This window comes from Microcoleus sp. N9_B4 (genome assembly GCF_036701635.1).
In the GTDB taxonomy this organism is placed as follows: domain Bacteria; phylum Cyanobacteriota; class Cyanobacteriia; order Cyanobacteriales; family Microcoleaceae; genus Microcoleus.
Window position 1 is genome coordinate 1 of sequence record NZ_JAUBRC010000068.1, and the last position, 21,430, is coordinate 21,430.

Consider the following 21,430-nt stretch of genomic DNA (forward strand, 5'->3'; position numbering starts at 1 on the left):
TTGCAGGTAAAGTGCACCCCCTGCAAATACCTGCACTTGCCTGACTTTATACTGCAAACGCCTGACTTTATACTGCACTTGCCTGACTTTAGCTGACGCAACAATTAGCTAATTTTTTAGCGTTTTTAACAAAATCCGAATTGATTTAATAGTCAAGTTACAGTATTTAAGTTGAATTAAGAATCAAGTTGAGCAAGTGCGAGAAAAGTGGAAGCGCAGCAGCCGTTATCTAAATTGAATAAAAAATCAAATAAGGAGTATGAGAAAATTGGCACCACAGCAGCCGTTATGTCAGCCTTGACAGTCGCGTAAATTGCTGTTGTCGGACTCGCGCTTTGCAATCGGCTAAACAGTTATTGTCCGAGCGAGTTTGAAAGTCGGATAAAAATTTACCGCCTGACTCGGTTTACAGTAGTCGCTCGGTTTACAGTAGTCGCTCGACTTCCACCTATTAATGGCGGTTATAATTCATCACCTTATTAATACAGGCAGCAATCTCTAGGCGTAAAGAGCGATCGCTAATACATTCCCACAAAAAATTAGTTCGCCGTCCCTGTCCCATACCTTACCGCTCTTATTGATGTATTTGGGCTTCAGTAGCCACTCGCGAGTCGAAACTGATTCCATATCAATAAGGTTTGAACTGCGGGTAAGCAATATGCTCAATATTGATGGGGGTGGATATTTTTTGTCTGCACGCATTAATCATGGTTTGTGATCACAAAAACATTGCTTGCTAGCAAAACTAAACAGCCAAAAGCAGCCTCAACAAGCAAAGGCACGAACAGCACAAAAAAGCAGTAATTTGGCAGGAAATTGCAGGTGGCAAGCAGGATATTTTCAGGTAAATACAGGTAGAGTGCAGCCTCTGCAAAAACCTGTATCTCACTGATTTTGTACTGCAAATGCCTGATTTTATACGGCACTTGCCTGACTTGAGGGCACACAAAAATTAGCTAATTTTTTTGGTGGCGGCTTCTAGAGAAGCCTCACGCCTGGTTCATTCGGCAATCCGCTTGAACCGCGTAAATTCTGCCGTGGCCGCGGCCGGTGACTGGTAGCCGATCGATCGCCCGCAACCGCACCTACTGAATCAGCGCACTAAACGCCTCCCGTTCAGATTCGGTTAACCCAGAGTTCCAAACTTTCTGACGATCGGCGGCACCGGAGTTGCAGACCTCTTTCAGCGAACTCAAGACGGATTTCGCCGTCTCCGCGTCATTGCTTGTGATCGCCTGCTGGACTATTTCAACCAAGTTTTTTTCGTTTTCGGTCAAATTCCGAAGCGCAGTAAACGCTTGCCAGTTCTCAATCCCAGCGACCTCGGCTAACTCAGATTCGGTAATGTCCTGATTGACGATCGATTCTTGGATATACTCAGCGATCGCCTTAGCAGTAGCCGGAGACTGGTATCCAAGCGCCTCCCCAATACGTCGGGCATAATCTTGCAGCAACAATAATTTTGACTGTGACGACCCCGTTGACAACGTTGATGTCGGCTGTTGTGCTGACAACTTTCTAATAGTCTCGGCATCAGCATCGGATATCGCTTGCTCTGATTTAGGTTTTAAATCTGAGGGCGCGATCGGCTGTGCTGGCTGTGCTGTTGGCGGTGTTGGTGCTGTTTCTGGCTCTGGATTGTGCTGACCTGAATGTAGACCTGAATGTAGACCTGAATGTAGACCTTGTGACGGCTGAATATCTTGCTCTGTATGGCTCGTGTAGACCGTGTAGACCTTGGGGGGGGGTAAAGTTTCTATAGCATCAGCAGTAATCGTTACTTGGTCAAGCGGTGTTGAATCCGTGCCAGCGTCAAGAATGAGATTTGAGTCAGCAGAAATATTTTCATTTTTTTGTGCAATTCTTGAAGTTAGGTCTACATGGTCTACATAATCCTTATGCAGTAAGGGTTGTAGGTCTACATTCAAGTCTACACAGTGTAGACCTAGGTCTACATTTTTCTGTTCAAGCAACTCCTCTACGGTCGCGAAGCCTTTGTCGGTATCCGTCCGCAACCTCAACCCTTTGATTACTACCCCAACCGCCGCTCGCTCTTTGCTTACATCTTTCCAGCCGAGCACTTCGCGGCAGAGTTCGACTAAATCTGCTGAGAAATTATTTTTACCTTTGGCGCTGTACCCGCCGCCAGTACAGTAATGGTTGTAGGAGCCAAATAAAGTAGATTGAGCTGGTACGTAAGTTGCATCTTTCCATTCATTTTTGTCGGAGCCGACGGCAGTTTTGGCATCAGCATCATGTATCACTAACTCGTTGAGCCATGCTGCCATCGGGTCGGCGCGTACCCTATCCTCCCAGAATGTGCCGTTTATAGATTGGTCTTCAGGGTCTAGAATCCGCTCGATTTCTGATACTGGGATTGAGAGCAAATACTTGGTAAATGCGCTTATTTCTGGCTCGAATTCGCGTACTAAGTTACGATTGCGCTTAGTGGGAGTATATGCAAATTCGTGTTGAATAATCCGCCGCTTTAGCCAAGAAAGCGCACTTGCCGGAAAGCAGGGTTGGTTAGCGGTTATCAGCGCCAACCCAGGGAATCGAAAAGTAACCGAACGCTCGTAAAGATTGCGACCGTTAATCAACGCACCGCCAGTCATTGACCTAAAATTTGACAGATTGCCTGTATATTTTTCTTGGTCGTCAAAAATAGCTAACCGTTTGGTTTGTAATTCAGCTATTTTGTCTTGTTTGGTGAGGTCTTCAAGTTTGCCAACCCAAACATTCTGTTCGCCTACAAGCAGTGTTACCAATTGAGTATAAGTCCCTTTCCCCGTACCTCCGTATCCAGTTCCTATTAAGAATTTTTGGAGCCCAGACATTCCTCGTAAGGTAGCGGCACAGAAGGCAAGCAACTCATCTTTCATACGCTTGTTGCCCCTAGTTGCTTGGTCTAGCCAGATTTCAATTCTTTTCCATCCAGCATGAACGGCGCTACCTTGATACTTGCGTGGTAACACCCAAGTCAATCTGAATCCTGGGGCGTGTTCGTGCCATTCATTAGTTAGAAGGTTTAGTATGCCATCCTCAAAAGGTAGAAGCTCGTTTGATGGTCGCTCTAACCATTTAAATTCAAACAATGTGCGCTGGAGCCAGCCCAAAACATTTTTGATGAAGTTGTTATTCGGCATTACTCCCCGCGCTCGACACAAATTATGAACTATGTGCCGAACATAATCCTCTGCCACTTGTGTCCAAACTCCTGGGAATTCGAGACTATATTTCATCCAAGATTTATGAGAACTTGAATACAGAAGTTGGTCGCGCAAGTCCTCAGCGAGTTCGTCTCCGATGATTTCTGATGTTACTGCTTTTTCTTTCTTTTCCCCTTCGGTATCACTCTCTTTCTCACCAAATAGCTTTGCTTTGGTGAGGATTGCTCGGAATTCCTCAATCCCTTTGTGCTGAATAAAATCATCCATGCCTTTAGTATTTTTCACCTCGCCGGACTCAATCACTGAGGCAGCGGCCCAGGCTCCCGTGATACTTCTCACTGGCACATTGAATTTAGCCAATTGCTTAGCCAATTTCTTCTCGGCCGCCCGCACATTTGGATTTGTGGCCGCATCGGCATCAAAGCCAATGATAAAGCCAAAGCCAGCCTCTGCGAGCTTTCTCAGCGCGGGTACTAGAAATCGCTGATTTTCGGGGTCGCGGGCTTTGCCTGTCAGGCCTTGCTCTACTCCCAGCAAGGAAATTGTGGGGATGCCATTTGAGCACCCGGCAAGGGCTTTAAATACTCCCTCAGTAAGGAGAATATAAGGCACATCATTGATATAAAAAGCTTCTCGCTTTAGGGCTTCAATCTCCCAGTAGAGCGGGTTGTCGGGGGATGGGGGGACAAAAGCATCGAATTCTCCGACTGACGTTAGATATTTTGGCGGCTCCTTTTTGCCTCGCTTCGGTTCTCGGACATCAGGCCGGAATTGTACTTGCCCATTTTGCCCTATGAACAGGATGCCCGCCGATTTTGTCGAAATCCCATAGAGCGAAGCTTGGGCGATGCTGGCACTGAAGCTGCATTCGCGGGCCCAAGGATTGAGTAAGCCTCTGCCTGCGATGTGGGCTTCATGTTCGGGGGTGAGGAATTTTTCGCCGATGCTGCATAGAACTCCCCCTAACTCCTGATTTCCTTGCACCAGTGGGGGGCATTCTGCTAGAATTGAGGCAGGTTGTGTGTTTGGCGCATCCTCTTGGTGGGGGGATGCAGATTCAATTAAATTGTCTACAGATTGACTTGTATTTTCGTTAGAGTATGGCACAATGAGTGTAGCTTTCACTCTTTGTTAGAGTGTGAAAGCGATGTCCTAGCTCTTTAATCCGTAGGAAGATTTGGGGGAGTTAGGGTGAATATAGAAATTGCAAAAAGCGCGTAATCCCTTTGATTAGGCGCTTTTTTGCTGCGACGCTTCATCATCAAATTCAATTGCCAGAAACAACCGCACGGCGCGCTCAACCAGGCTGGAGCGCGTGAGTTTCTGCGTGGGGCCGCGATTCTCATCTAGGGCTTGGATAAGAACCGGGTCGATAGATACGTTGATACATTGTTTGGTTCGCATCGGTTGATTTTCCTCTGGGTTCTAGTAATAGTGTCACCACATTTTTAAGTTTTGCTAGTTTTACTCCTTTTGGTTTTGCTTGCTGTGGTTGGTTTGGCTGCGGGTGAGTCTTTGGGTTCAGGAGGGGGGTTGGTTTCTAGCCATATTTGCATCGCATCCTCAATCAAGATATTGCACAAATTAGATATACTCCTCCTTTCCTCCTTAGCCCGACGTTCCAAAGCCTGATAAAGCTCTGGGTCTAAATATATAGTCGTTCTCGGTTTTGGTGTTGGCACTGAAAGCGATTGAAAAGGGTGATGTTCATTATTCTCCCTTTTCAAGCTCCTTTTGTCATTCAGGTGCATTATCTATTGACAAGTTCATTGTTAGTTGCTAAATTAACACGTATATCGATAGAAATCGATTTTATCGATAAAGTACCGATTTTTCCTGATAAATTATGAAACCCGACGAACAAGCCCAAAGCCTTGCCGTGATTGATGTAGAGTCCGAAGCAATCGATAATTTTGTCGAACCAGAGGAGCTAGAGGAGACTGAGCAATGGTACTCAGCTTTGCAGATCCAGGGGCTGCTGCGGTTGTCTAAAGCCGGACTGCAACAATCGATTTCCAAGTTGCAAAGCATCTACGGGCTGGATATCACAACCCTACGCCGTGGCGCTGCCAGAGCTACCCAGTATTCTGAGCTTGCCCGCAAAGCTTGCAAATTGTTAAATGCTGGAAAACTTAGCGAATTGCGGAAACTGGTAGAAAACGCACCGACCGCATCCCCTGCTTCCCAAGTTTCCACGTTAACAATTTCGGAATATACCCCAGTTCTTGATAGACGGATTGCAGAATTGAAGCAAGTTTCTACTTCTAATTCCGCCTCTCTAAACCAAAATGTGCAGCAGCTTCTAGCTCAAATTGCTTCCGAAAATCAGGCAGCCCAACAGCGCGATGCTGACTTGGATAATGCCGAAATCAACGCAGCTCAAAACCGTGGGGTCACGCGTGCTCTGGCAGTATTTCAGGCTGAGCAAAAAGCTCAAGCTGAAGTTCTGGCACAACTGCGGGCAATGAAGCTGGGGGCTGAATCATGAGCTTTTACAAAGTGAAAGTGCAGCGCGAAAGCAACACCCCGCGAGTGTTTAATGTCAGTGCCAAAAAGTCTCAGGACGCTGTTCTAGTGGCAGCCCAAAGCCTTCGAGAGGAAGGGATAACAGACGCGAAAGGCATTGAAATACTCGGTCAAATCAACAGTTTGAGGGATTAAAAATGGTACGAATTATTAACGGTGTAGTTTTTGAAGACGGCAAACCTGGAAAACGGGTTATCAATACCAATGGCGGTAATTACGTCGAAACAATTAAGGGTGATTTCATTGCTGGCACGGTCATCAACCATAAGTCTTCACCAACGCCGGAACGCAAGGATTTGTCTAAGGATGGCGAGGCAATTGACGTGAAATCTGAGGAGGTTTAAACGATGCTTAACGATGATGACAAAGACTTCGATAAAAACCTGACCAAGATAATGGTTGGCGGTGCGCTTGTAGCTGGCACTCTTGTCTTTGCAATTGGGTACGATACGGGCTATCAATCTGGAGCCAAGCGAGTTCCAGAGCCGACAATTATTCACGGAAACGTCACGATTAACAACAGCATTAATCTGAATTCAGATGATGCTGGAAGCGTTTCTAAATAGGAGGGATTGAGCAATGACCAAAGTTTTTGAAATTACGCCTGAATCCAATCCAGAAATCTGGGCAATGTTGCAGCCGCCTGTTACCGATGAGCCAGAGCGTCCGTGCATCAACTGCGATAACCTCGGATTCCCGGAGTGCCAATTTATGGCTGTTGGACTGGATTTGGCAACGGCGATCGAACTTTCGGAAAGCTGGCGACGCGGTGAATTTCTGCCCGTTATTGGTCATCCGGCGGGCGATCGAGTATCTGACAAGCTCAACCAAATGACAAATCAAAGCCAGCCGATCGCCCTAGAGAAGTAATCGGCCGGCCACACAATCCTCCCTCCCTTAACAAAAAGGGGGGGACTCATCTAAGGAGATTTTACTATGGATTTTGGACGCGACAACAGCAGCGTAGCAATAAGGAACCCAGCAGCGGGACACAGCCCCTACATTGATGAAAAAGCGGGAGACTGGGCAGACACAGAGGCTGACATTCTTTCGTACTTGTCGGATGTCAACAAGCTTGAAGCGATGGCAGATAAAGCAGCCAACGCCGAACAGCTTGCCTTAGTTTTAGAACCCTTCCTTGATAACGCTGAAACCTATCTGGAAGCGCTGGGAAAAATCGCTGATGGACAGGTTACTTGGACGGAAATTCGGAAGAAATTCGGCTCCAAAGTCGGGAATGCCATCGCTAAAATCCGCAAGCTCAATGCGGAATTTGGGTCTGAGATGGAGCAACTAGATGCCAAAGACCGTGCAGCGATGCTGAAGATTGAAACCAAGCGTCAGCACGGACTAGCCGAGATTGCTTCTGAACTTACAGGGGATTTACAGGCCGAGCTGTGGCGACACGAGAACAAGATGGAAGCTATCGCAAACAGGGGTGAGGTGGCGTCCAAGCGTCAAACCATCCAAGAATCGCTCCGAGAACGCCGACAGAAGCTGCTCAGTCGCGCAACAGTCGGCTCGGACAAAGGGATTCAGGAAAAAGTGCCAGTGACTATTGGATCTGCCAGCAACAACAGCGCCAGCGTGTCGGCAACTGGTACAGCTAGAGGGTTTGGGGGCTGGTTTGCGAACGTAATGAATTTCAACAACCGTTAAGCAAGAGGGGACTTATGCACGAATTTATCGGGGCCAGTCCCCTTTCCTTTTCGGGAGGGGGACAGCACCAGCACCAACAACAACAGCAATATCAAGTTACAGCAGCACCAACAATTGACCAACCGCAGCCGGAGGAAACTAACGCCGAGCGCCTGTATCGGGACGCTGCCAATCTGTGTGAAGTCGTCGCACCCGTAGCTATCGGTTCAGCAGTGGTTTTTGCATTCCATCTGATGCAAGTCGCAGGCGGTTCGATAGTGCCAATAGGGGTTTATCAGGTTTATCTATTAGCCAAGATTACCGGGCAATCTAAGCACCGCTTGGCTACTGCAATTGTTGGCGGTGGCGTGACGCTTGGCATGATTGCCAGCCTTGCCGAACCGTTATCTGAAGGGCAGCAAGTAGGGGACGCAGAACCACGCTTGGAGATAGGCATCAAAGAAATTCAGACGGTTAAAAAACCTGTTTCAAGTAACTTTGATTACTTGCCTTCAATTGGGCTTGTCATTATCGTTTTCTGCCTAATGTTCAAAGCCAAAGGAGGGAGCAAGTAATGACACCATTAACCGAAAAACACGCTCAATTACTTAAGTCAAACCGCGCACTGCTGCTAACTTTTGATAAGCTCCCGGTTGGCGCTAAGTTGTCGGCAGTCGGCTTGGCACTGATACTGGGAGTGTATAGCGGAATAACCGCGCTAACAGGAACAGCCAGCAACAGGGTGCAACTTTGCATCCGCAATAAAACTGCCTTGCAATGCGTGGACAAGGCAGGCAAACCCTACATAATGACCGAGTATTATGTGGAGAAGTGGAAAACAAATCCTCTAGTAGTTGTTCACAAGAAAATACCCGCAACCAACCCACATAAAGCACTATGGATGGCGCTTGCTGGTTGCAGTTTTTGGGCTGCGGGTGTTGGCTTGAGAAGCTTGCAAAAGTCCGAGCGCCAGCTTGCAAATTACGAGGCTATTGCAGAGAAACGCGACTTGGCAAAAGGTCAACTGAATGCTCGTAGCGAACTGCTGGAAGATTACCGGGCAATGAGGATTAAAGAAGTCCAAATGGAAGGCGACGTGGAAGCTACCGCCAATGACTGCGCTGTGGTTTTAAAGCAATGCGAAGTTTTGGGTGAAGCCGATATCAGAATTGCTCAACTCGATGCTGAGGAAGCTATTTTTGAGGCGGAAACTGCGGGTTTGCCAGAAGATAAAAAACGAGAATATGTTGAGTTTCTGAGGAACCAAAAAACTCCTTTTCAGTTCCAACTGACGGGAACACAAACATTTGATGGCATTAACAACCCTAGCGACAAAGTAGAATCTGGTTCGGCACGAGTGATTGAGCCAAACTCTAACCTTGAGATAGCTCGGCAAATAGCAGCCAAAGTTTTGAATTCGTTAGCGGGAATCAATACCTCAATCTTTCTGGCAGGCCCGACTCGCACCGGGAAAACCCGCACTCTACACAAGTGGCTGCGGGACACAAAGACGCGCTTTCCTCCGGCTGAAATCTACGTCATCGCCCAAAAATACGAAGATTTTCCCGGCGTTCCTCGCAGCCGAATTATGATATTCGACCCGCTACTCCCAGAGCAATCAATGAAGTTTCTGGATGAAGTATACGAGAAATTGCAGAGTCGAAAGTCGAAGCCAGCGACCGAAGAAACATACCGCAATCGCCCAATTAAATTAATCCTCGAAGATTGGTTTGCGACTCACCAATGCCTGTCTCAAAAGAGAAATGCTGCTATCTGGGAAGACAAGGCTTCTAAGCTGGGAAGTATAGCCACCGTTGGGGGTCAGTATAATGTCGGCTACTTCATTTGTACTCAAACTTTCAACATCGCATCTAGTGGGGTTGCTGACTCAAATATTCGCCTTAACTTAGCGTTATTGGCGCAAGGTTTGGTACGCACTACAAGCGACGGCGAGGAACAAGGGTCTTATGGTGTAATTGAGCAAATGCTCAACAACTCAAATGTAATTGCCAGCAAGGAAACACGGGATAGACTAACAGCGGAATTGAGCTTGTTAATCCCTGACTCAATGACCGAGCAAACTCCAATTATCTTTTCCACAGTTGGCAATCCAGTATTAGGTCTGATGCCCAAAATTGAATTGAGCGAATCATGGATTGATAATGCTTTTGACAGGTCATCTGAGGCGCACAAAAGCTCCCAAAAACCACAACTACCTGACGCTGAATACTGGGAGCGGATTTACGATTTGGAGTTCAATTTGGGCGATAAAAAGCCGTCTGACAGTCAGGACGATGACAGCGAGTTTTCAGGAAATGAGGGTCAGTCAGGAGAGCTGGAAGCCTTGTCAGGAGAGCTGGAAGCTTTGTCGGATAAGGAGTCAGGCGAAACAGCCCGGTTTACGTGGACTGTCCGACGGTTCGGGCAAATGTACCCTAACCTGCCTCCTGAGCAATTATTTCTGTCAGTGTCAGAGGCTGCGAAACAAGGGCAAAAACCTAGAGATATTATTAGGTCAATCCTGAAATGTGGCGAGAAAAAAGGTCATGCAACTCGCAGTTATTCACAGCACGGGAAAACGCTGCTCGTGTGGCTGATTGAGAATTACGATGATAGCGAGATTGCACAGTTACCACAGATTCAAGAATTCTTACAAAGTGAAAAGGAGTAACTGAGATGACTAGCACTTACTTAATCTCAGTGCATCCCAGATGGGCTTCTAGTTTCTTTCTCAACCGCAATCCCAAAACAATCGAACTCCGAAAAGGCAGCTTTGGAGCATCTCTGAAACCGGGCGATCGTATTGTGATTTACGCCACCTTGCCGACTGCTAAACTGCTAGGAATTGTCCGGGTTTTGAAGCGTGAATTATTGTCGATTGATCGGCTCTGGGAGCAATCCCAACATGGCAAACTGGCAAGGGTATCAGAAGCGCAATTCAATGCTTACTATGCGAGTCAAGAGTCCGGTGTTGGTGTTTGGGTTGGCGCTGTCCAACTCTTGCCCAGTCCGATCGCACTTTTTCGACTTCGCCAGAACTGGGGCTACCGCTGGCAGCCACCGCAGCAGATTCAACAATTAGCACCCGAACAGATTGCATTCATCAAAGGAGGAGCAAGTGGAATTTAGAAGGATGGAGAAATTGGCAGCCCTAGAACACAGGATTGACAGAGCCACAGAAAAACTGAAAGTAGAAATCAAAATCGGCTTGATGGATGTATCGCAGGCAATTGAAGAAATCAAGCTTCAGATGCAGGAAATCCAAAATAGCCAAGCAGGAAAATGAAACGAGCGCTACCTTGTCACATATGAACCGAGCCGGACTGTGTTAAGTGCGATTTGATTGAAATAAGCAGACATTAGCTCGACTAAAAAAGAAGCCTCCGGGAATCTCCGGGGGCTTCTTTTTTGGAATGTGCCGCCGCTGCATAACGACAGACTTATTTTACCGATCGCCCAAGCTCCCCAGCCGCTACACTGTGTTAATTGGGGGCAACCTTTTGCCAATTACCAATTACTAATTACCCTTCATTGAATGCCCCGTCTTGTGCCGGGGTTTTTTGTTTTGGGGTGCGATCGGGCGTCGCATCAATCAGGCCGTGGCACGGGGCAATGAAATTTATCAGAATCCGCAGCCATTTTTTGCATCCGCTCCAGCACTGCCAAGCAATCACCCAGAGCGCGATGCTCGCCACAAAGAGGATGCCATCGGTAGCCTTCATGGTAATCGCTCCAGTCGCCTGCCCATTGCGCGTGCCAGTTCATCACGCACTCATAGCGCCTGCTTAAATTGAAGCTTTCTAGATTGTGCAATCTCCGGCAGTAATCTAGAATTGTTATGTCAAAAAAAGCATTGTAAATCAATACCCGCTTATTTTTCAGCGCCTCTACAATCTGCGGATAAATATCAGGAAAAGAGGGCGAATCTGCCACCATCTCGTCACTAATCCCATGAACTGCCGTTACGTCTGCCGGAATAGGAATCGTGGGCTTTACGAGCGTATTTAGTAGCGCTTCTCCTGTCGGGTTAATAATGGCAATCTCCACAATCTCAGCATTGTGCATCCCGGTTGTCTCGGTATCCAGAATTACCCAGTCATCCCTGGTCAACTCATCACGAGCCCAGCGTACAGCCGCGACTCTATCCTGTTCAATCAGCCGTTCTCGGCTGTTGTACCAGTCGTTATATTCGCGCTTGATTCGAGCTTTTTCGCGGTTAGCGGCAAGCGTTTCGAGTTGCTTTTCTGTCGGCTTTCTTTTTGGGCGGCAAGACTCTGGGTTATCGGGGTCATAGAGCAAAACGTCGTACTTTTGCGCCCTGATAATTCCGACTGCTTTTAGGGGCGATAAACCCAGTTCTGCGAGCTGCTTTTTGGTTTTGAGATTTTGAGAAGGTTCGCCGGGTTTCCCCCACCATTTGTACTCATCCAATTTCTCCATCGCCACCCCCTAAAATCTCCTCAATTTTCGAGATAGTATCCTTCGGCAGCCTTACGTCTTTATCGTGCTTTATATCTTTGATCAACTTGGTATCTTTGGCTAGCAGACTTTTGAAAAAGCTGGCGACTTTACCGGCTTTATCCGATAGGTCGATCGCAGGTGCTGGGTTCTGTTCGGCAGCAGGTGGCGGATTCTCTTTAAGTTTTGCCAGTTCTGCCAGTGTTCGATCGAGGTCGGCTTGGAGTTGCGCTCGATCGCGCGTAACTTCTTCTAATTGCTCCTCAAGCTTCCATTCTCTTTCTCTGCCATTGGCGATGATAAAAGCTTGAGTTTTGATGCTTTCTTGGGCTTCCTCTAGCTCCTGCTGTGCTGCTGCGAGTTCCTGTTTGGCTGCTGCAAGTTCGTCTTCAGTTTGTTTGAGCTGTTGCCTGAGCGCTTCGTCATTGGGGCGATCGGTCAGGCTGCGGACTCCCCCAACAGTTCAGCCTTTAATTCTGCTTTGAGTGCTGCCATACGCTGTTCCAAGCTGTCTAACAACTCTTGTCTTACGTCAGACGGCTGTTGTCTGGCTTCTGTGGCTGCGGGTGCGGGTAAGACGATCGAGCCATCAGACAGCGCTTTAATACCCGCCCGCATAATGTCGATCAAAGTTTTGGAGCGATCGCACCCGTGTTTAGTATCCGCCGGATAACGCTCTTTCCCTAAATTGTCGATCGCCTCCAACACTTCATCGGGACAGCGAAAAGTTAGTGATGTCGAAGCCATTGTCTTACCTCGGTCATATATGTATGACACTATTGTATAACACCCGTCGCCGTTTGTATGACATATAAGCAGAATCTGTCATACAGTCGTTTGTCATACACTTTGCTTATGTCTAACAATTTGTCTTACAAACGCTCGACAACTGTCTAACACAAAGTTAGTATGTAAGACATAAGGGTAAGACAAACCCAGACGCCACATTGCTACAACTACCACTACACAACACATAGGACGCCACAATGATTAACGTACTCACCGCCAAATTCAATCAAGTTGACGCTTCGATCGCCGATACGAGCGTCTCAAATCACCGCGCTCCAAACCAAACTGAGCGAGCTTCAAGACTACCGCCAACAGTTGCTTTCAGTCGAGCAAGCCTGCGAGTCGGCACTGGGGCAAGTCGGGACAGCGCTTGCCATGCTCAATCATGTAGACGCCAGCCAAATCGGTACGTTTAAGGCGGCAGTTGACGCGCAATTCGGGACTGATGCGATCGCCTTTTTAGAATCCGCCACCCCGGCCCCAGCAGAAACAGTCGAGCCGGCGGAACCAGTCGAACCAACAGCACCGGAATCATCGGCCGCACCAGATGTTGAGCCAGCGATCGATGTGGAAGCGACTGCCACAGATACACCCGCCACCGACGAACCGATCGTACCAACAGCGCCGGACATCGAGGGACTGCTTAATAAAATGTCGATTCAGAACATCCGCAAGCTGGCATCGGCAAAGGGAACCGACACAAAAGGGACGCGGGCAACAATCGCAGCGAGGTTAAAGGCACTCGTCACAGAGTCCGATATCTGGGACGCTACGGCCTAACCCAGATTAGCAACTAAGACAAGAGTAAGACCACAACCTACCTCGGTCTTACACTTGCCTTACACTTGCCTTACACTTGCCTTACTCTTGTCTTATTTTGTCTAACATTTTGTCTAACTACTATTGACAACTGTCTAACAACCTGCCAGTATGTAAGACATACAGGTAAGACAAGCTTACCCAAAAACAAAACCACTGCCCCAAGTTTGGACGCCGAAGGCAGTGGCTAGCCCAACAAAGGACTTGATATGAAATTAGCACAAACGACTACCACGACGATCGACCGCCCCACTTCCCCCGCATCCTTTACCTGTGCCCAGTGCCCCTTTGCTCGACTGATTGAGGATAACCGCTACTGCTGCCAAGTCTCCCAAACAGCCAGCGACGTAAAACGAGGCCACTGGGAAGCTACTATCTCGTGCTTTGAAGCTCTGACCAAAGCTAAGGCAGAAGCCGAGAAAGTAGCAGAAGTAGTCGAAGCGCCGATCGCCCAAGCACCCGCCCAAACAGAAACACCCGCACCCACAACACTCACCAGCGCACCTTCAAAACCCGCAGCAGCAAGCCACGCAACCACCACAGCAGCAGTTACCCGCGCCAGATATGGACATTGAGAAAGAATTGACTAATATGCCGCTGCCTCTGCTGCGGTCGCTGGCAAAGTCGAAGTCGGTTGATGCACGTGGGACAAAAGCGAACCTCGCTGCTAGGTTGAAGAAAATCGTCACAAATGTTGATATCCGGGCTATTGCCTAGCCAACTGGGGGGCGCGTATCCACATAACGCGCACGTTAACCACTACCTCAAAACCATGAACCCCTTATCACCCGAATTCCTCCAAGCCCACCCGATTATCAACTATCACCCCGTCCCCGGGGACGGGGTGAGAGCTCCGGGCCGCGTAACGCTCACACAGTGGGGCGCACAGTACGCAACGCATTTTTACAACGAACAGGATGGAGGCTTCCACCGCGGCCACTATTTTTCAAACCTTGCTCAGGCCGAAGCTGACTTTGCCCGCCGCGTGACTGAGTACGCACCCGCCACCAACTAGCCCCCGCGCCCCTTGCCCCATCTCCTAAAAATCGGGATGGGGCCCCTTTATGTCCTAGTGTTCGCGTAAAGTATCATTATCAAGACCGCAATCATGAATAAAATTGAAAGTTCGATCGTCGCCCTCAATGCTTCCCTCGATGCCAAAATTGAGAGGTATTTCGATCCTCTAGACACTGACCCCGACGTGCTCAAACAATTACTCGCCGACAAGCGCTCCGAAAATACCCGCCGCGCCTATGAGCGGGACGTGAATGATTTTCTGGTGACTATGACGGGGACGGCTGCTTTGCCCGATAATGTTTTGGAATTCCTGCACCTGGAAGAACGGCAAGCTGTGGCGGTGGTTCTCAAATATAAAGCCAAGCTCATCGACAAAGGACTTAAGGAGGCGACTGTTAACCGACGGCTGGCGGCTGTTAAGTCGTTGGTGGAGATGGGCCGCAAGCTTGGCGCTTGTCACTACACTCTCACGGATATCAAGGGCGAGAAGGTCACGAGCTACCGGGATACAACGGGGGTTGACCGACCAACTTTTGAGCGAATTTTGCAGCAGTGCGACCGGGCAACTTTGTCTGGCAAGCGTGATTATGCTTTGCTTCGCCTGTTGTGGGGCAATGCTTTGAGACGAAATGAGATTAGCCAGTTGAACATTCGCGACTTTGACCCGGCCGGTAAGACTTTGCGGATTTTTGGCAAGGGACGCGGGACGCAAGCTGAGGTGATTGACTTGGGTTCTGCGACAGTGCAGGCGATCGCCGATTGGTTAGAAGCTAGGGGCGGCAATTCCTCTCAGGACGCGCCACTATTCACGGCCCTCGACTTTGCTAACACTGGCCATAGATTGACGGGCGATGGCTTGAGACGAATCATTGTCCGTCACTGCGAGAATGCTGGCATTACCAAGCAAATGTCACCCCACCGCATCAGGCACAGCGCAATCACGGCCGCACTAGACGCAACAGACGGGGATGTACGGAAGGTGCAGAAGTTAAGCAGGCACAAGAACTTGAACACCTTGATGGTGTATGACGATAACCGGGGGCGTGACCAGCGAGACGTTACTGAATTGCTTGATGAGATGTTTTGAGCGATCGAGCTTGCCAAAATTCAGCAAGTATTTGATATAGGGGCAAGGGTTCGGGGGTGTCTATCAGGATATGTTTCTATCCTGATGTAGCTTCTGCACTTCTAAGCTCTAGGCGGGGAAATTATTACTTCCAAAGGAGTTTTACTATGGGTACTGAACAAAAAGTCGCTGTTATTACTGGCGCGTCGCAGGGTATTGGCGCAGCCCTTGTCAAGGCATACCGTGATCGCAATTATAGGGTGGTCGCAATCTCGCGCTCGATCGAGCCGTCGGACGATGATGCAATTCTCGCAGTGTCGGGCGACATCGCTGATCGAAAAACTGCCGAGCGTGCTATTTCCGAAGGCGTTTCCCGCTTCGGGCGCATCGACACACTCATTAATAACGCGGGCATTTTCATCGCCAAGCCATTTACCCAATACACTGAGGCAGACTACGAGGTATATCTAGGTACCAACGTCACTGGCTTCTTTCATATGACACAATTGGCGATCGCAGAAATGGAGAAGCAGGGGAGCGGTCATGTTGTGCAGATATCGACGAGCCTGGTTGAAAATCCGATCGCTGGCTTACCGTCTGTGCTCGCGTCGCTGACCAAGGGCGGACTGAATGCCGCGACCAAATCCCTGGCCATCGAGTATGCCAAGCGCGGTATCCGAGTAAACGGGGTCGCGCTGGGTACTATCAAGACACCGATGCACCCTGTGGAAACCCATGCACAGCTCGATGCCCTGCACCCAATAGGTCATATGGGTGAGATATCCGACGTTATTGATGCAATACTCTACCTCGAATCAGCCAACTTTGTGACGGGTGAAATTCTTCACGTCGATGGTGGACAGAGTGCGGGTCACTAACACCACCTTGTGACCAATAAATATAAAGTTGGCTCCCGTCTAGCCCCATAGCGCTTTTAAACTCAAGACCAGAAAATATGGATATTTGATAACCCTGTAATAGTCCCAGTGGGTTAGGTCAACAAACCGCTATTCGCAGACCAGGCTCTGCCTTACGGTATATTATGCTGACCTCGCTTTCTCAGTTTAATCCCAGCCCTGGGAAAAATGGCTTTCCTAGATGGATTTACTTGGAAGGCAGGCTACCATCAATTCCAACATTGAACTAGCCTTGCCCCCCCTTTAGCTTTTAACCGTGTTTTCGGATGAAAGCTACAACGATTATCTGAGTTAGTTCCAGAAACTGTGGCCTAATAGTCGGATCTACCACGGCCAGCCCCACAGAAGCAATAATTAGCAGCAAAACGCCAGCTTCCAAAATGGGGACCGAAAAATTTTTCCTGGGGCCTGAAAGTTGATTGTGCGAACTAACCTTTTGTAGGTTATAATGAAGCTTGGTCATAAATTTACGTCCATTAACTAAGTGAATTTTTTTGGTGGTAAGAATTAAGTCCTCAACCACCAAAACTCTTGAGTGAAACACAACCGCTATCTAGATTGCAGTCTAGGGTAGTTTTGTGTAACTAAATAGGTAGGCGAAAGTCAAGCGCCTACCTACTCATCTATATTAATAGTAGTCCATCAGTTTTAATTTGCTTATCATCCTAAAGGATGATTCGCATCAGAATCTGCTGCCGAGATTTATTTTTAAAAAATCTACCCGGCAGTATGCTATAATGTTTTTATTTTCAGTCAGCTTCAAGGGCTTTTGCTGGATTTACACAATTAGCTCCTCTCAATTTTTTTCATTTTTAGGTATGAAAGTAAGACAAGTAACCATTTTGTTACAGTTCTGTTTGAATTTAAATTCTACACTACTTTCTAGACTACTTTTTCATAGTAGCTTCGTGTTTAGAACCTTGTCAAGGGCAGATGGGTTTAAAAATCGCCTAAATTTAGGAACCATGTCATCAGCCAAGGTATTTGAATATCCTAACCTAGCTTCGGTACCTCCAAGCTCCAGACACCTTGTACTGTCTGGGGTGTAGCATAGAAGCCTCCCCGCTCGCTAAGGAAACTAATTGAATGGAAACGGGGCAGTAAACAGTCATAAAAGAACTTCTCCGAACCCGTAAATTCTTTCGGCTTCCTCGGAAGCGCATTTAATGGAAACTTTCCTCTCTGTGAACCGCCATCACCTTTGATGGGATGAAGAGTCCCCACTTGTTGGAGAAACTAATTGGATGGAAAAGCCCCGATAGCCTATAGGGTCGCAGTCGGGGTTTTTCTGTCTACAATTATCTACGCCACACCCTGCTTTATAGTTCCTGTCTCAAAGGGGAAGTTGTATCAGTTTCAAGTCCTAGGCTGAGAGAAAGAGTTATCCCCGCCTAGCCCCTAGCGGGATTTTTACGACTGGCCGCCGTTGTCTTTTTCGTAGTCACAGTTAAAAATCGGCCATCGGAAAAATAACCGCCATGCCGTTCGCAAGGATACCTAAAACCGTGTGTCACGCGCTTGAAAATTTTAATAACCTTAGTTGTTTCAGTCTCTGGCTCAGGATATATGGATATCCTGATGTAGCAGTAAGGGTTACAGGGCTTAGGCTGGGAAATGTCGGTTTTACGACGAACACACTCACTGATCGCGAAACACTTTCTAAAGCGTCCCCCTCTCTAGCGTCTGTCTAGCGTCTGTCTAGCAAGTTAGATTGTTGGGGGTGCTTTAGGTTGCCAAGATGTTTGATGCACCGTTGCCTGAAAATGACCCCCACTTCTAAAAGCTAGAGAGTCAAATAAAAATCAGAAATTTCTGTATCCTGACCTAGCCTTAACAGTTTCGAGCGGTAGGCTGGGAAATATAAATATGCTGTGCGGAGCTGGGGTTGTTTACCTATGCTCCTACTTTCTAAAATCTTCCCATAATGATAAATGTTAGTACCCTGAATATTATTTAATTATTCCCTGCTTAAAGGCTTATTTAGTTCTTCCAAAGCTTCTTGAATCTCTATTATAGTTTTTGTACAGTAATTCAACGAAACTTCCGAATCTTTTTTATCAAAATTTGCTTTAAATATTTTTTGAGAAAACAGACCTGAAGAATCCACAGCATTTATGCCTGCTGCTGTTGCTTTAGCATATCCTGCCATTTTTCTGTATCGAACATAACTCTTTATACTAATACCTAAGTAAGAGCAAATAGTTATTTCATCTAAGCTTTCTAAATTTTGTAAATCTTTTGGATTACCCCTTTTAGCTATGCTAAACATTATTTCTAAGCCACACGTAGCATAGAGGATTGTGTTTGGGTAGTCTTCTTTTTCCATAAAATCTTTAGCTTTGAGCAAGAAATTTTTTGGGACTTCATGCTGTATTTTCTGTATTTCACTCATTTTTATTAATTTAAGAAAAAATTTCTAGAGTTATCAATGATAGCATTTTGTTTAGAAAATTAATATTGTAAATTAGTGCGGATATCCGAACATATTCTATGGAGTTTTAGCGCTTCCGGCGGGGTTGGTATTGATAAAACCTCTTTGAGATACCTAACCTCACCCGATCGCCTAATTTTTCGCTACTGAAAAAATGAAAAGCCCAGACTGCCACATAGGCTATCCGAGCTTTTCTCTTTATTTTTTCCCTAACAAGTAGAGATGCCAACAAGCTATGTCGCTTTTAGGCGGCGAAAGTTTCTAGCCAATTAGTATCCCTAACAAGTGAGGACGCTAATAAGGTAATGTACCTTTTTTTAGCTAGGAGAGCTTTCATTAAATTAGTGTCCCCAACAAGTGGGGACTTCTCTAGAATACACAACACAGCACAAGGTGTCTAGACATTATTCTTGATGCCTGTTTATGGAAATGGTTAGATAGAGACATTAGCCATTTATGGAAACGGTAAGAGCAACAAAGTAGATTTAGGGAAGTTGTAGGGGTTTGGGTATTGGCTCAGAATATACCAATATCCTGACAAAGCATTATTTTTGCGATTATGTGGTGATGCTCTTTCATTTTAACAAGTTTTATAAAGTATGTGTTATGATAGATTAGTTTCCGAGAATATTACAATTTACCAAAATGACAAATAAAGTTTTTGAATATGATAAGAAGCGTCATATAATTGTAGTTAGTATTTATGAGTTAACAAAACAACGTAAAAATGAGTTTAGTAGTTTTGATATTGAGCTTAGTACCTCTGATATTAAAAACGATATTAAATCGAAAGTTGAGTTGGTAGGTCTAGATTTGTATGTGATTTTAGATAAGTTAAAGGAGGAGGGTTGGATAACAGTAATAAAATCTCTTGAAAATCTACGTGCGCTACATTCAACAGATGCTGTTATTTCTATGACAGAGAAAGCATTTCTTTATATGGACGAAAATATTAAAGAATAAACTACAAATTTGTTCTTTAGTATTTTATAGTTTACATTATTTTTTATAGGAGTGTGAACAACTGGTAGCTACCAACCATTGCCATAAACAGTAAGAAACCATTGCCATAAGTCTAGATTTGCCGTTGTTCCAAGCCTTAGCTCAGGATATGCCTTTATTCTGAGCCAACAGGTAGAGTAAATAAATTTTGCTCAACTTTTAATGACAAAGTTGTCTTACCTATCCGACAAAAATGTCTTACTTGTATGCAAGTCTGTCTTACTTGTATGGTAATTCTGCTGAACGGCTGGCACGGCTGGCAGTGTTGGCACGGGTACACCTTGCCACGGTTTAGCGCGGTCGGAGCGGTCGGAGTGTTGCCACAGGTGCCAGTGTCGAGCGGTGGCGGTCTAGCTTTTTTGCGCCAAACCTTCAGATGTGAAAACCCGTCATAGTTACATTGCAGCGTGTTTAATGTGTCAAGTTGTCACGTAAATAGTAGATGTGTTATAAATTCTACAAGCTTAATAACATTAATATGAACAATTATATTGGATCTAGTGATGACAATTTTGATATAGAAAATATCGACTTAGCCAATACCTACACGGAAAATAATTTAAAAGACATTAAAAGTGATATTAGTAATCTTAGATCGCGAGCAGCAACATTTTTGGGCTTTGCTGGTGTACTACTTCGATTTATTATAGAGTTGTCCAACTCACAACCAAGCTACTTATATACTAAAATAGGTGCTTTTCTAGCCTGTTTTTACTCAATATTTGTATTGGCTTTGTCATTAATTTCTAATCCTAGACGGGGGGAAATAACCTATGAAGATTTTATAAATAAATATCTTTTGCCACATCCAATTTTAGACGTTAAAAGGATGATTTTAAAATACAATATAGAATTCTGGGAATACCTTTATTCACAAGCTCATAAAATAAAAGATTTACTTAACCAAGCTATAATTGGTTTGGTACTTAGTGCATTTTTCTTTGGTTTGAACAATATTTTAGTAAGTTTTATTGAAAAATAATCAACCTTTCAACCGTAGCACTTTTAAGCTTTAGGTCAGAATATTACGGTTTCCTGACGTAGATTTCGGGTATGCCCGCCCTGATGAAGCTGTAGCGGTTTCAACCCCTAAACTGGAGAATATACAAAACTGACAAAGTACCAGAAAACCAACGAAACTACCTATGACAATTGGCAAGCTTGAACTCATCATTAAAATTAACGAACTCCCGAATGACGTACAGACCAACAAAGACAACTGGAAAACTTTTGAGCTTGACTGTGACGGTCGGGTAGTGTCCGTTAGTGTTAAGCCCAAAATATGGAAGAAGCTTGAGGATGCTGCTACCAACTATCCCATGTGGGTTGCTGCTATTGGTGGCAAAATGGGTGAGTCAACCCCTAACGGCTTTGTGCTATCAGACCCAAGTATCCAAGTCTTTGAGAAAAAACCAAAGGAACCCAAACCTGAAGCAGAGCAGTAAGAGGTTCGATCGCCAGTTGCCGGAGTGTGTCTGACGGCAAGGTGATCGCGCTTTTTGTGGTGCAGTACGGAAAGCCCGATCGACGTGAGGAGGTCAAAATTTAAACTCCTTCGGCGACATCCGGGCGATCGCCCTTGCCAACAGCGAACAGA

The 21,430-nt window shown here is 46.3% G+C and carries 24 protein-coding genes; 17 read left to right on the plus strand and 7 right to left on the minus strand.

The window, feature by feature from the left end; all coding sequences use genetic code 11:
• Positions 1–1,085 precede the first annotated feature (1,085 nt).
• From QUA43_RS28120 to QUA43_RS28130, 3 genes are all read right to left on the minus strand, one after another.
• Positions 1,086–4,295 (minus strand): DUF3854 domain-containing protein, encoded by a 3,210-nt coding sequence (locus QUA43_RS28120; protein ID WP_333378720.1) that lies wholly within the window; start codon positions 4,293–4,295, stop codon positions 1,086–1,088.
• Positions 4,296–4,400: 105 nt separating this feature from the next.
• Positions 4,401–4,574, minus strand: a complete 174-nt coding sequence (locus QUA43_RS28125; protein WP_194010830.1) for a hypothetical protein — start codon at positions 4,572–4,574, stop codon at positions 4,401–4,403.
• Positions 4,575–4,618: 44 nt separating this feature from the next.
• Complete coding sequence (locus QUA43_RS28130; RefSeq protein WP_333213248.1) at positions 4,619–4,852, minus strand: ribbon-helix-helix domain-containing protein; 234 nt, start codon at positions 4,850–4,852, stop codon at positions 4,619–4,621.
• A 164-nt stretch (positions 4,853–5,016) separates the two neighbouring features.
• On the opposite strand from QUA43_RS28130, the gene QUA43_RS28135 reads away from it, so the two are divergent.
• From QUA43_RS28135 to QUA43_RS28180, 10 genes are all read left to right on the plus strand, one after another.
• Positions 5,017–5,658 carry a hypothetical protein gene (locus QUA43_RS28135; RefSeq protein ID WP_333378723.1) on the plus strand — a complete coding sequence of 214 codons (642 nt, stop codon included), beginning with the start codon at positions 5,017–5,019 and terminating at the stop codon, positions 5,656–5,658.
• On the plus strand, positions 5,655–5,831 hold the full coding sequence (locus tag QUA43_RS28140) for a hypothetical protein (protein ID WP_333378726.1): 177 nt from the start codon (positions 5,655–5,657) through the stop codon (positions 5,829–5,831). The genes QUA43_RS28135 and QUA43_RS28140 overlap by 4 nt, the downstream gene beginning before the upstream one ends.
• 2 nt (positions 5,832–5,833) lie before the next feature.
• The gene (locus tag QUA43_RS28145; RefSeq protein ID WP_333198306.1) at positions 5,834–6,040 is read left to right on the plus strand and encodes a hypothetical protein; all 207 of its coding nucleotides are present in this window, start codon (positions 5,834–5,836) and stop codon (positions 6,038–6,040) included.
• Positions 6,041–6,043: 3 nt separating this feature from the next.
• Positions 6,044–6,262, plus strand: a complete 219-nt coding sequence (locus tag QUA43_RS28150) for a hypothetical protein (RefSeq protein WP_333309832.1) — start codon at positions 6,044–6,046, stop codon at positions 6,260–6,262.
• Positions 6,263–6,275: 13 nt separating this feature from the next.
• Positions 6,276–6,566: a hypothetical protein gene (locus QUA43_RS28155; protein WP_333378728.1), complete on the plus strand. Its 291-nt coding sequence runs from the start codon at positions 6,276–6,278 to the stop codon at positions 6,564–6,566.
• Positions 6,567–6,632: 66 nt separating this feature from the next.
• The gene (locus QUA43_RS28160; RefSeq protein ID WP_333378731.1) at positions 6,633–7,355 is read left to right on the plus strand and encodes a hypothetical protein; all 723 of its coding nucleotides are present in this window, start codon (positions 6,633–6,635) and stop codon (positions 7,353–7,355) included.
• Between the two features lie 14 nt (positions 7,356–7,369).
• Positions 7,370–7,909 carry a hypothetical protein gene (locus tag QUA43_RS28165; RefSeq protein ID WP_333378734.1) on the plus strand — a complete coding sequence of 180 codons (540 nt, stop codon included), beginning with the start codon at positions 7,370–7,372 and terminating at the stop codon, positions 7,907–7,909.
• Positions 7,909–10,005 (plus strand): hypothetical protein, encoded by a 2,097-nt coding sequence (locus QUA43_RS28170; RefSeq protein WP_333378737.1) that lies wholly within the window; start codon positions 7,909–7,911, stop codon positions 10,003–10,005. The genes QUA43_RS28165 and QUA43_RS28170 overlap by 1 nt, the downstream gene beginning before the upstream one ends.
• A gap of 5 nt (positions 10,006–10,010) precedes the next feature.
• Positions 10,011–10,463, plus strand: a complete 453-nt coding sequence (locus tag QUA43_RS28175; protein ID WP_333378740.1) for a hypothetical protein — start codon at positions 10,011–10,013, stop codon at positions 10,461–10,463.
• A gap of 4 nt (positions 10,464–10,467) precedes the next feature.
• A complete protein-coding gene (locus QUA43_RS28180; protein WP_333378743.1) occupies positions 10,468–10,620 on the plus strand; it encodes a hypothetical protein in 153 nt (50 codons plus the stop codon).
• Between the two features lie 302 nt (positions 10,621–10,922).
• On the opposite strand, the gene QUA43_RS28185 is transcribed toward QUA43_RS28180, so the two are convergent.
• Both QUA43_RS28185 and QUA43_RS28190 read right to left on the minus strand, forming a co-directional pair.
• Entirely contained in the window at positions 10,923–11,774 is an 852-nt protein-coding gene (locus tag QUA43_RS28185) for a 3'-5' exonuclease (RefSeq protein WP_333378746.1), read from the minus strand.
• Positions 11,775–12,230: 456 nt separating this feature from the next.
• Positions 12,231–12,539, minus strand: a complete 309-nt coding sequence (locus QUA43_RS28190) for a hypothetical protein (RefSeq protein ID WP_333378748.1) — start codon at positions 12,537–12,539, stop codon at positions 12,231–12,233.
• 273 nt (positions 12,540–12,812) lie between these two features.
• On the opposite strand from QUA43_RS28190, the gene QUA43_RS28195 reads away from it, so the two are divergent.
• The 4 genes from QUA43_RS28195 (at position 12,813) to QUA43_RS28210 (ending at position 16,361) form a co-directional block, all read left to right on the plus strand.
• Positions 12,813–13,361, plus strand: a complete 549-nt coding sequence (locus QUA43_RS28195) for a hypothetical protein (RefSeq protein WP_333378751.1) — start codon at positions 12,813–12,815, stop codon at positions 13,359–13,361.
• 248 nt (positions 13,362–13,609) lie between these two features.
• The gene (locus QUA43_RS28200; RefSeq protein WP_333378753.1) at positions 13,610–13,975 is read left to right on the plus strand and encodes a hypothetical protein; all 366 of its coding nucleotides are present in this window, start codon (positions 13,610–13,612) and stop codon (positions 13,973–13,975) included.
• Positions 13,976–14,508: 533 nt separating this feature from the next.
• On the plus strand, positions 14,509–15,504 hold the full coding sequence (locus QUA43_RS28205; RefSeq protein ID WP_333309757.1) for a tyrosine-type recombinase/integrase: 996 nt from the start codon (positions 14,509–14,511) through the stop codon (positions 15,502–15,504).
• A 146-nt stretch (positions 15,505–15,650) separates the two neighbouring features.
• Positions 15,651–16,361, plus strand: coding sequence for an SDR family oxidoreductase (locus QUA43_RS28210; RefSeq protein ID WP_333378755.1), 711 nt, complete (start codon positions 15,651–15,653; stop codon positions 16,359–16,361).
• Positions 16,362–16,650: 289 nt separating this feature from the next.
• Here the strand turns inward: QUA43_RS28210 and QUA43_RS28215 are convergent, their stop codons facing one another.
• Positions 16,651–16,863, minus strand: coding sequence for a hypothetical protein (locus tag QUA43_RS28215; protein WP_333378758.1), 213 nt, complete (start codon positions 16,861–16,863; stop codon positions 16,651–16,653).
• A 1,494-nt stretch (positions 16,864–18,357) separates the two neighbouring features.
• Positions 18,358–18,792, minus strand: coding sequence for a hypothetical protein (locus QUA43_RS28220; RefSeq protein WP_333378761.1), 435 nt, complete (start codon positions 18,790–18,792; stop codon positions 18,358–18,360).
• A 684-nt stretch (positions 18,793–19,476) separates the two neighbouring features.
• Here QUA43_RS28220 and QUA43_RS28225 point away from each other — a divergent pair.
• The 3 genes from QUA43_RS28225 (at position 19,477) to QUA43_RS28235 (ending at position 21,278) form a co-directional block, all read left to right on the plus strand.
• Positions 19,477–19,794, plus strand: a complete 318-nt coding sequence (locus QUA43_RS28225; protein WP_333378764.1) for a hypothetical protein — start codon at positions 19,477–19,479, stop codon at positions 19,792–19,794.
• Between the two features lie 517 nt (positions 19,795–20,311).
• Positions 20,312–20,815, plus strand: a complete 504-nt coding sequence (locus QUA43_RS28230; RefSeq protein ID WP_333378767.1) for a hypothetical protein — start codon at positions 20,312–20,314, stop codon at positions 20,813–20,815.
• Positions 20,816–20,978: 163 nt separating this feature from the next.
• A complete protein-coding gene (locus tag QUA43_RS28235; RefSeq protein WP_333378770.1) occupies positions 20,979–21,278 on the plus strand; it encodes a hypothetical protein in 300 nt (99 codons plus the stop codon).
• The last annotated feature ends 152 nt before the right edge of the window (positions 21,279–21,430 follow it).